This is a genomic window from Acrocarpospora pleiomorpha (genome assembly GCF_009687885.1).
Classification (GTDB): domain Bacteria; phylum Actinomycetota; class Actinomycetes; order Streptosporangiales; family Streptosporangiaceae; genus Acrocarpospora; species Acrocarpospora pleiomorpha.
In genome coordinates, this window is sequence record NZ_BLAF01000016.1 from 167,494 (window position 1) to 177,285 (window position 9,792).

Here is a 9,792-nt window from a genome sequence, read left to right on the forward strand (position 1 = left end):
GGCCACAGGCAGCCGATCTGCGCCGGCGCTCCTACGGGCGCGAGGTTTCCATGGGGAGGAGCACATGCTCCGCCGGGCAACGCGGCCGCGGTCGCGCGGTCCATGCGCGCGGGCCAGGCGACGTATCCCGGATGGTCGTCGACGCGGAGGAGCTGGATGAGGCTCAGCACGATCTGGATGGACTTGGTGGCGAAATTGACCGCTTCGGCGATCTTGGCGAGGTTGCCCAGCACCGGCAGCGCGCTGAGATATCCCATCACCTTCGCGATCCGCGCCGACAGCTCGATGCCGCTCTCCACGATCGACGGCACGAATACGAGAATCAGCCGGGCCAGCAGTTCCGGATCCGTCAGGACGATGCCCGCGAGGCGTACCACGAGATCGAGATCGCTGATGTCCTGCTCGCCCTTGGGGAGGGAGAGGTGCCGACTCAGCTCGTCCAGCAGCTCCTGGTTCTTCTCGGTGTTGGCCGTTGACAGATCCATGATCAGGGTTCGGTTGAGGAACAGGCCGAGCGCCGGGAGGACGGCGTGGTTCACGAGCGTCAGGGTGTGGCTGTAGGCCCTCGGCTTGCTGATGTCCAGGGTTTGGGGGTCGTCGGCGACCTGGCCCCAGGCGACGGAGTAGTACCCCGCCTTGGTCTCGATTCTCGCCTGCCCGGGACGCGCGAACTCGGCCAGCTTCGCGATCTGGCTGGACGGCAGGTCGTCGCGGTGCTCGCACGGCTCGAAGGAGATGCCGAAGATGCTCAGGATGCCGCAGCCGGCGGCCTTCACGCCGTACAGGGCGTAGCCGGCGATGTCGGAGAGCACGGCCAGGACGATCGCGTCCAGGCTGGGCACGAGCACGACCTGGCCGGGGACGGCGCCGAGCACGTGATCGGCGTTTTTCCCGGCCTCGTAGAGGAACGCGGCCGAAGGGCTGTTGTTGACGGCGGTGGTGGTCACGCCGTCCGAGCAGAGGACGATGGGGGAAGCCGTGGTGCCGGGTGCGGGCGGGACTCGCCAGGTGGGCGCGGCGCAGGTGCCGTCCGGCGCTGACTTTCGGGTCTCGGCTCGTACGGCTCGAAGCCCGCCACCGGATGGGGCGGTTGAGCAGGACCCCGGGTCCTTGCCGGCGTCGATCTCTTTCGAGATCTTCTGAATCTGTTCGACCAAGGAGCAGGTGAGCCGCCCATGGGCGCGGAGCTCCGCCTGACCGGGCGGCGGCGTGGAACCGTCGGCGAGCGGTTCACGGGCGATCCGCCGGCACAGTTCGCCCGCGTGCTCGGTCAGCTCCCGAGCGCCGGACGGCCTCCTGATCAAGGCATCGAGCAAGCTGACGGTGATCGCGTTCGGCTGCGCCGTCCACGGCATCAGCAACGTCTCCCCCACGCTGGCCGCTTTGCAGTCCGCGACGAGGTCGCGCGGCGTCACTCCGGGAGCGGATACGACGGGGACAATCGTCAGCGGTTTGTCGGCTTTGTTGAGAATTACGGCAATTCCGCCGGAGTTCTCGTTCACCTGGACGGTGGCCGACGGTTTCGGATCGCTCGTCAGGTCGTAGACGACACCGGCGACCACGATTCTCGACGCCTGAGCAGTGGCGGCCCCCAGATCGATGGTGATCTTCTGCGATACGGTGGCTCCGCGTTTCCAGGGCACCGGCTGCGAGCCATAGATAGTTTTCGTTATGACCGTAATTCCGGCCAGCAGAGCGATAATCGCGCCGACCGCGACAACCCGAACGCGTCGCTTGACGTGTACGCCCGCCCGCTGAGCAGGAATGGGAACGAGCTGGCCGGGATCGGCTCGAAGAGCGGGCAACCGCGACCCGATATCGCCCTGATCTATGGGCTCGAAACGCAGCTGAGTTTCGGCCTCTTTCGGAGACTGTTGCGGTTTCCGCTTCCGCCACATGTGCCGCTCTTCCGTTGGCGGGATGATCGGCCCATATCATCCGATAAAGCAGAGGCGAATGTCACTAATTGATGGAATCGAGATGAATTGTGTTTGGCCTTCGCACCCGGCCGCCCAGCCCGGTCGCCAAGAGAGTCGCGCGGGACTATTCATCGGGACTCACCGGGCGCGGTCGGCTGCGAGCTGCGCGACCCGGTTCCAGCCGGCACCCGTGGCGTGAGCTTCCCGGCCCGTACGGCAAGGCAGAGCATCCACGCGCTCCAGGCCAGGTAGCCGAGGAAGTTGGCCAGGTCGGTGCCGGGCACGTCGAGAGGGATGAGCAGGCCGGAGAGGATGGCGGCGGCGGAGAGGGCGCCGAGGGCGGTGAACCAGCGCGGGGCCGGCAGGGCGCGCAGGATCAGGATCGTCCAGGCGCCGGTGAGCAGGTAGCCGAGGGTTTCGCCGAGGCCGGTGCCCAGGTAGCCGTGGAGCACAGCGAAGATCGTTTCGGCGGTGGCCCGGTCGGGGGCGTGCGCCAGCGCGGGCATCGCGAACGGCCAGCGGAGCAGGCCGATCACCTGGACCAGCCCGGCCAGCACGCCGACGGGCACCGAGAGCGCGGCGGCCGGGCCGTCCGGGAGGCGGCGGCCGAGCAGGACCGCGACCGGGATGAGCGATCCGGCGCCCAGGGCGAGCAGCAGGAACAGGGCGGTGACGGTCTCCTGGTCGGCGGCGAACCTGGCGAGGATCTCGGCCGGCGGCTCGGCGAGCACGTCGGGGTACCCGAAGGTGATGCCCAGGCCGACGAAGGCCAGGTTGGCCGCGACGACACCCGCGACGAGGATCGATCTCATGGCAGACTCCCAACTCTGAACAGTGTTTAAATTAAACATCGTTCAGAGTTATTTGGGAAGCGGCTAGGGTCATCCTGTGACACGAGGACCACGGCGCTCCGTCCACCCGGACGCCGTCCTGGACGCGGCGCTGGAGCTGATCGACGAGGGCGCGCTGACCATGCGCGCCCTGGCCACCCGGGTCGGCCTGACCCCCGGCGCGCTCTACACCTACTTCCCCGACCGCTCCGCCATCGTGACCGCCCTGGCCGACCGGCTCCTCGCCGAAGCCGACCTGTCCCTGCTCGACGACCCGTCCCTGCCTCCTCACCAGCGCGTCGAGAACTACTCCCTGGCCCTGCGCGAGGTCCTGCTGGCCCACCCCGCCGCCGTCCCCGCCATCCTCGGCGCCGCCTTCAACGGCCCGATGGCCCTGCGCGTCGGCGAATCCCTCCTGGGCGTGCTCCCCGACGCCCGCGCCACCTACACGGTGATGGTCTACGTACTCGGCGCCATCGCCCTGGAAGCCGCCGACCTCGAAGCCTTCGGCACTCCCCCACCCCCGGAACCGGACAGAGTCGCCGCCCGCCGCGCCGCCCTCCTCATCGACCCGGAACAGTTTCCCCGTACCTACAGAGAGCTCGACACCATCGCCGCATACAACTCAACCGGCCAGTTCCGGTGGGGGTTGCACCGCGTACTGGCTGGTTTGAGCGGTTCGTAATGATCATGGCGGTCGTCGTAGACCAAGAGCCGGTCGGCATATTCCCCGTCGAACGGCGCCGCCCCAACGCTCGTCGATCGTTGGGCCGAGCGCATCGACCAGCCGCGGTGCCGTTGGTGGCCAAGTCCGTCGAAGCCGATCGTCGTGCGCGGGCAAGGCACGCCCGGGCTCACGCCGAGGTGATCTGGCCGGCCCTTCAGTCTTGTCGCCCCAGTCCTTGGTCTAGGTGGTACGCAAAGCGCCACCCTCCGCGGCCGATTCAGTGGCGGAACGTTCGAAGGAAGGCCGTGACGGGGCAAGCTCAGGCGTGACGGAGTCCGTTACGGCCGGTTGCTCTTCGGACTGCCGCTCCGAGGGACTGGCTGCCTGGTCAGCGGCCTCCCCGGCCGGGGCGTTCCTCGCGGAGCGCTCGAAGAAGCGCAGCAGTTCCACAGGCAGCGGCATGACCAGCGTGGAGGTCTTCTCGGCCGCGACCTCCACCACGGTCTGCAGCAGGCGCAGCTGAAGCGCGCCGGGGCTCTCGGTCATGATGGCCGAGGCGTCGGCGAGCTTCCGTGCCGCCTGGAACTCTCCGTCCGCGGTGATCACACGGGCCCTGCGCTCCCGCTCAGCCTCGGCCTGGCGGGCGATGGATCGCTGCATGGGATTGGGAAGATGGACATCCTTGATCTCCACGCGGTCGATGTGGACGCCCCAGCCCAGCGCGGGGCTGTCGATCATCAGAGCCAGGCCCTTGTTCAGCTCCTCGCGGTTGGAGAGCAGGTCATCCAGATCGCTCTTGCCGATGATCGAGCGCAGTGAAGTCTGCGCCACCTGCTCGATCGCGAACAGGTAGTTCTGCACCGCGATAGCCGCCCGCAGCGGCTCCTCGACCCGGAAGTAGGCGACGGCGTCGACCTGGACGGAGACGTTGTCACGGGTGATGCCCTCCTGCGTGGGCACCGGCATCGTGACGATCTGTACGTTCACCTTCCTCATCCGGTCCACGACCGGAATGAGGAAGGTGAGCCCTGGCTGGCGGACCTCCCGCTGGGCCCTGCCGAAGCGGAAGACCACGCCGCGCTCGACCTGGTTGACGACCCTGATGCCGCTGACCGCCAGCAACACCGTGATCATGACGATCAGCCCGAGCACGATATTGATGCTCATTGCTATCCCCCCAGTCCAAGGCTAGATCCAGGTGCGCGCTTGCGTAGGTAAGAAAGTCGTCAAGTCCTGGAGTGGGCGGGCGTAACGACAGAGCCTGATGTAGTGCTATGAGCCCACGGGCCTGAGAAAGCTGTGCAGGACGACGAGGCCCTTTCCGTACTTTTCGTCAACCTCGTGTTGGAGTTCCGGCGTGGCCAGCCAGACCCCGATCTCGACCTGGCCCTTCGGTTCGTCGACCCAGCCCGAGAAAACCCCTTTGATCTCCTTGAACGCCCTTTGCTGGAAGATCTGTAGTTCCTTCTTGGTGTGCTGGGCTTGGCTCAGGCACAGCGGGCCACCCCAGAGTTCGCGAATCGCGGGCTCGCGGGTGGTCACGTCGCCGGTGAAACGCAGGTTCAGCACAAGCCTCTTGGGGTCGTTGGCGTATCGCTCCACGAATCGATAGTCCCTGGAGTCGTAGCCTTCGATCTCATCCAGGTAGCTCTGGTCCAGCCAGGAGCCCGCGTATCCGGGAAGCTTCTTGGCCCGGGTGATCGCGGCCTCCCTCGCCTCATCGGTCGCCTTGGCGGGGGTGACCGCGCGCCAGCCTCCTGAGGGTTCTGGACAGGGGGAGGCGAACCTGGATCGGTTAGGTGGGGAGTCGGGGCGCTCGGCTGTGCGGGGTGGCTCGGTGAGCGTCAGCTTCTCGCCGTCCCAGGTGCCGACCACGCGGTAGTCGCCCCAGCGCACGCCGCCCTTCTCGGAGTGCTCGACCGCGTTCCAATCCCACCCGGCGATATCGGGGCCACCGCACTTAGGCGGGAAGGAGAAGTCGATCGCCGCGCAGAGCTGGGGCCCGTGCTCCTGGTTGGCCAGTACGAACATGTCGGTTTCGTACCGCGTTTCGGGAGCGGTCGCTGCTGAGGCCATCCCACAGGCGGCGAGTGTCGCGAGCGCGGCTACCAGCCGGATACCTCTCATGCACATGGAGACGGCCGGAAACGAGGAGGGGTTCACGCCACATAAGGGTGTCAATCGGGAGATGAAAAAGAGGCGAAATCCCAATAAGACCCAGATACGTTTTCAAGCGATCAAAGCCGCGATACGCTCGGGCGTGCCCGAAAACGTCACCGCGCTTTCGTCGTTACCGGCGCTTACCCGGGCCTTGGTCGGTCCCCCTGGACGGGTGTTGATTCCCCTCATCGCGCTGGCAGGGCTGATCATCCTGAACGACTGGAGCATGCCAGGCGGCGGCCCGTTCGCGCTGGCGATGCTGGGTTCCACGCTGGCGTTCGGCACGGTCGTCGTCTGGATTCCCCGGTTCGTCGTGGCCCTCCTGCGTTCGGACGGCCGTCCCGGGCTCCGCAGACACTGGATCCGCTGGGCTTCCGCGCCGCTCATGGGGGCGGCCGTGATCGGACTGGTGTACTTCGATCTGCCCTTCACCACTCGGTTCGCGCTCTCGGAGGCGAACCTTGAGCGTTTCGCCCAGACCATCGCATCCGGGCCGGAGTCCGCCGAACACGCCGACCAGTGGGTGGGGCTCTATCCGCTGACGTCGATCGAGCGGATCGAGGGTGGAGCGAGGTTCCTGGTGAGCGGCACCGGATTCCTGAACGAGTACGGCTTCGCGTGGAGCCCGAAGGGCCTGCCACCGGACGAGAGCCACACGGGATACACGCACCTCCAAGGCCCTTGGTACATCTGGGAGAGCCGATGGTGAGAGTTCCCGGAGCGCCAGGCTTCTGGGTTTTCGTGGCGGCCGCGCAAGTGATCCCCGCCTTCTACCTGCCGGGAAACATCGTCTGGCCCACCGTGCCCATCATCGCGCTGTCCGCCATGACCGCCGCCGTGACGAGGGCGTATCAGGACGTGGCACAACTCCGTACCGAGGAGGAGTCCTCGGGCGGCGTCAGCGGCGGCGGGCCGCGGGCTCCAGGGCCGGGCTGACCCAGCCGTTCTCCGCGGGGTTGATGGTCAGTCCGGGCGGCACGATCTCGTCGATGCGGTCCAGCACGTCGTCCGGCAGTTCGATGTCGGCGGCGGGCAGCTGGGATTCGAGATGTTCCATGGTCCTGGGGCCGATGATCGCTGAGGTGATCGCGGGATGGCGCAGGACGAACGCGACGGCCATCTCGATCAGTGTCATCCCGGCCTGCTCGGCCAGCTCCGCGAGCCGTTCGACGGCCTGGAGCTTGCGCTGGTTGTCCGGCAGCGACAGGTCGAAGCGGTTGGCCAGCCGCCGGCGGGCCGCGGAGAACGGCCCTTCCGACTCCGTGCCCTTGCGGTAGCGGCCGGTGAGCCAGCCGCCGGCCACCGGGCTGTAGGAGATGACGCCCATCCCGTACCGCGCGCACGTGGGCAGCGCGTCGGCCTCGATCGCGCGCACGAGCATGTTGTACGGCGGCTGCTCGCACACGAACCGCTCCCGGCCGCGCTCGCTAGCGGTCCACTGGGCCTCCACGATCGCCGAGACCGGCCAGGTCGAGTGGCCGAGGTAGCGGACCTTGCCGGCGCGGACGAGGTCGGTGAGGGCGCCGAGCGTCTCGTCGATGTCGGTGTCGGGGTCGTACCGGTGGATCTGGTAGAGGTCGATCCAGTCGGTGCCCAGCCGGCGCAGCGAGTTCTCGACCTCGCGGACGATCCAGCGGCGGGAGTTCCCGCGCTGGTTGAGATCCTCGCCCATCGGCATGTGCACCTTGCTGGCCAGGACGACGTCGTCGCGCCTGCCCCCGGCCAGGGCCTTGCCGACGATGACCTCGGACTCACCGGCGGAGTAGACGTCGGCGGTATCGATGAAGTTGATCCCGGCGTCCAGCGCGCGGTGTATGACGCGAATGCTCTCGTCGTGGTCCTTGGTCCCCCAGTCGCCGAACATCATGGCTCCGAGGCACAACTTGCTGACCGAGACGCCGGTACGGCCCAGACGGCGGTACTCCATGGGTTGCTCCTGATCAGGTACGGGTGACGGGTCAGCGCTGACGTACAGTCCCTCGCCGCACGACTCACGTCGAAATGCTCCTACCCGGACCCCCACCGGCGGAAGTCACTGCCGTTCCAGGTAACGGCAGTACCTGTCTGGCCGCCGAGCAGCTCACATACCGTGGACGCATGGACGATCGAGCCGAGATCCAGGCCTTCCTCAGCTCTGGCCTCACCCTCGTGGTCTACACCGCCGCCCCCGGCACCCCCAGCGCCGACTCCCTGCGCCTCCTGGCCACCTGGTCCGCCACCCAAGACCACGCGCAGCCCCAAGACCAGCGGGACCTCGGGACTAGGGGTTGGGGGTGAGGGTGGCGCGCTGGGATTCGTGGCGGTCGTGGAGGTGACGGCGCATGAGGAGGGCGGCCATTTCGGCGTCGGCGTCCAGGACGGCGCGGATCACGCGGGCGTGCTCCGACCATGAGGCCTCGGGGGAGGTGACGAGGCCGCCGACGAGGTGGTGCGCCTGGTTGCGGACGGAGCGGAGCAGGGCGACGAGCACCCGCGAGCCGGTGCCGCCGGCCAGCAGTTCGTGGAAGTCGCCGTTGAGCCGCTTGAGCGCGGACTGGTCTCCCGCCTCGGCCGCCTGAGAACCGGCGAGGAGCACGCGCTCCAGCTCGTTCATGGTCTCGGAGTCGCGCCGCTCGGCGGTCTTGCGCACCGCGATGAGCTCCAGCGCGAGCCTGATCTCCTGGATGGTGGCCAGCTCTTCCTGGTCGAACACCGCCACCCGCACGCCGCGCCGCGGAGCCGTCTGAACCAGACCCTCGGCCTCCAGGCGGCGGAACGCCTCGCGCACCGGCAGCCGGGACACGCCCAGCCGCTCGGAGATCGCCCCCTCGCCCAGGCGGCTGCCCGGCGTGAGGGTGCCGTCGAGTATCCAGCTGCGGAGCTGGTCGGCGACCTCGTCACGGAGTGCCCGATGCGACTCGCCGATCGACACGGCGCCCCCTCCTCTTGACAATCCTGCATACAGTATCGCAGAGGGCAGGGAAAGACGATCGGCCCGCCCTCACCGCCTGGACCACGCGGTTATGCGAATTATCACATGAGTGAGCCACTGAAGGTGCGGCCCTCAGCCGTTGCCAACCGACCCATTCTGGATACAATATCCGGCATGCCATCGCCCTCGGGGGTGGGAGCCTCTCCAGTGCGCCCCGACGCCGTCGCCAAGCTGACCGGCGAGTTCGGCTACGCGACCGAGCTGCACGCCCCCGGCGAGCTGCACGGCGCGACCGTACGCAGCCCCGTCGCCGCCGCCGACCTGCTCGGCGTCGAGACGGCGGAGGCGATGCGCGTGCGCGGCGCGTACCGGGTGCTGACCATCGCCGACGTGCCCGGCGCGCGGCGCGTCGGCGTGAAGACCCCTGACCAGCCCGTGCTCGCCGACGGCCGCGTCCGCCACCACGGCGAGCCGATCGCCTTCGCGCTCGCCGAGACCGCCGAGGCGGCCCGCCGCATGGCCCTGCTGGTCCGCCCGATCCTGCGCCCGCGCCCCGCCCTGCTCGACCCCGAGCGCGCGCTCGACCCCGACGCCCCCCGCGTCGGGCCGGACGGGGACAACCTGGTCCATCGGCTGCGCCTCGCGCACGGGACCGCCCGCCGGGGAGCGGTAGGCGTACGCCGCCGGTGGCGGACCGGGCGGCAGGACGCGGCGTTCCTCGCCCCCGAGGCCGGGCTGGCGCTCCCCGACGGCACGGGCGGGGTCGTGCTGCGGGTGGCGACCCAGGACCTGCACCACGACCGGGCGCAGATCGCGGCGGCGCTCGGCCTGCCCGAGGACCGCGTGCGCGTGGAGCTGGCCGGCGTCGGCGGCGCGTTCGGCGGGCGCGAGGACATCACCGTGCACGTGCACCTCTGCCTCGCCGCCCTGCTCAGCGGCTGCCCCGTGCGCGCGCTCTACTCGCGGGCCGAGTCCTTCGGCGCCCACCCGAGCAGGCACCCGGCGATCATGACGTACGAGCTGACCGCCGACCCCGACGGCACGTTCGTCTCGCTCGCCGCCGACCTGCTGTTCGACGGCGGCGCGTACGCCAGCACGTCCAAGGCCGTCGTCGGCGTCGCGCACTACTTCGCCGCCGGGCCCTACCGGATCCCGCGCGTCGAGATCAGCACCCGCGCCGTCTACACCAACAACCCGGTGGCCGGGGCGCTGCGCGGGTTCGGCGCGACGCAGGTGTGCTTCGCCATGGAGTCCACCGTCGACACGCTCGCCGCCGAACTGGGCCTCGACCCCGCCGTCGTACGC

The 9,792-nt window shown here is 68.7% G+C and carries 11 protein-coding genes; 5 read left to right on the plus strand and 6 right to left on the minus strand.

Going from position 1 to position 9,792, the window contains the following annotated elements:
- Both Aple_RS52005 and Aple_RS16590 read right to left on the minus strand, forming a co-directional pair.
- A partial coding sequence (locus Aple_RS52005; RefSeq protein ID WP_170321507.1) for a hypothetical protein occupies positions 1–1,643 on the minus strand: 1,643 nt, incomplete at its 3' end.
- Between the two features lie 404 nt (positions 1,644–2,047).
- Positions 2,048–2,731, minus strand: a complete 684-nt coding sequence (locus Aple_RS16590) for a DUF4386 family protein (RefSeq protein WP_170321508.1) — start codon at positions 2,729–2,731, stop codon at positions 2,048–2,050.
- 76 nt (positions 2,732–2,807) lie between these two features.
- On the opposite strand from Aple_RS16590, the gene Aple_RS16595 reads away from it, so the two are divergent.
- Positions 2,808–3,434 carry a TetR/AcrR family transcriptional regulator gene (locus tag Aple_RS16595; RefSeq protein ID WP_218038359.1) on the plus strand — a complete coding sequence of 209 codons (627 nt, stop codon included), beginning with the start codon at positions 2,808–2,810 and terminating at the stop codon, positions 3,432–3,434.
- Between the two features lie 222 nt (positions 3,435–3,656).
- On the opposite strand, the gene Aple_RS16600 is transcribed toward Aple_RS16595, so the two are convergent.
- Entirely contained in the window at positions 3,657–4,583 is a 927-nt protein-coding gene (locus Aple_RS16600; RefSeq protein WP_155345492.1) for an SPFH domain-containing protein, read from the minus strand.
- A 105-nt stretch (positions 4,584–4,688) separates the two neighbouring features.
- Positions 4,689–5,579, minus strand: coding sequence for a hypothetical protein (locus Aple_RS16605; protein ID WP_170321509.1), 891 nt, complete (start codon positions 5,577–5,579; stop codon positions 4,689–4,691).
- Positions 5,580–5,748: 169 nt separating this feature from the next.
- Here Aple_RS16605 and Aple_RS16610 point away from each other — a divergent pair, with 169 nt between their 5' ends.
- Complete coding sequence (locus tag Aple_RS16610) at positions 5,749–6,285, plus strand: hypothetical protein (RefSeq protein WP_155345494.1); 537 nt, start codon at positions 5,749–5,751, stop codon at positions 6,283–6,285.
- Positions 6,279–6,512 (plus strand): hypothetical protein, encoded by a 234-nt coding sequence (locus Aple_RS16615; RefSeq protein WP_155345495.1) that lies wholly within the window; start codon positions 6,279–6,281, stop codon positions 6,510–6,512. Before Aple_RS16610 ends, Aple_RS16615 begins: the two co-directional genes overlap by 7 nt.
- Here the strand turns inward: Aple_RS16615 and Aple_RS16620 are convergent.
- Entirely contained in the window at positions 6,475–7,503 is a 1,029-nt protein-coding gene (locus Aple_RS16620; RefSeq protein WP_155345496.1) for an aldo/keto reductase, read from the minus strand. The genes Aple_RS16615 and Aple_RS16620 overlap by 38 nt on opposite strands.
- Positions 7,504–7,673: 170 nt before the next feature.
- Here Aple_RS16620 and Aple_RS16625 point away from each other — a divergent pair, with 170 nt between their 5' ends.
- Positions 7,674–7,853 (plus strand): hypothetical protein, encoded by a 180-nt coding sequence (locus tag Aple_RS16625; protein ID WP_218038360.1) that lies wholly within the window; start codon positions 7,674–7,676, stop codon positions 7,851–7,853.
- Here the strand turns inward: Aple_RS16625 and Aple_RS16630 are convergent.
- Entirely contained in the window at positions 7,837–8,487 is a 651-nt protein-coding gene (locus Aple_RS16630) for a GntR family transcriptional regulator (RefSeq protein WP_170321510.1), read from the minus strand. The genes Aple_RS16625 and Aple_RS16630 overlap by 17 nt on opposite strands.
- 174 nt (positions 8,488–8,661) lie before the next feature.
- Here Aple_RS16630 and Aple_RS52010 point away from each other — a divergent pair.
- Positions 8,662–9,792 (plus strand): xanthine dehydrogenase family protein molybdopterin-binding subunit (locus Aple_RS52010; RefSeq protein WP_170321511.1); only part of this gene is annotated, 1,131 nt, incomplete at its 3' end.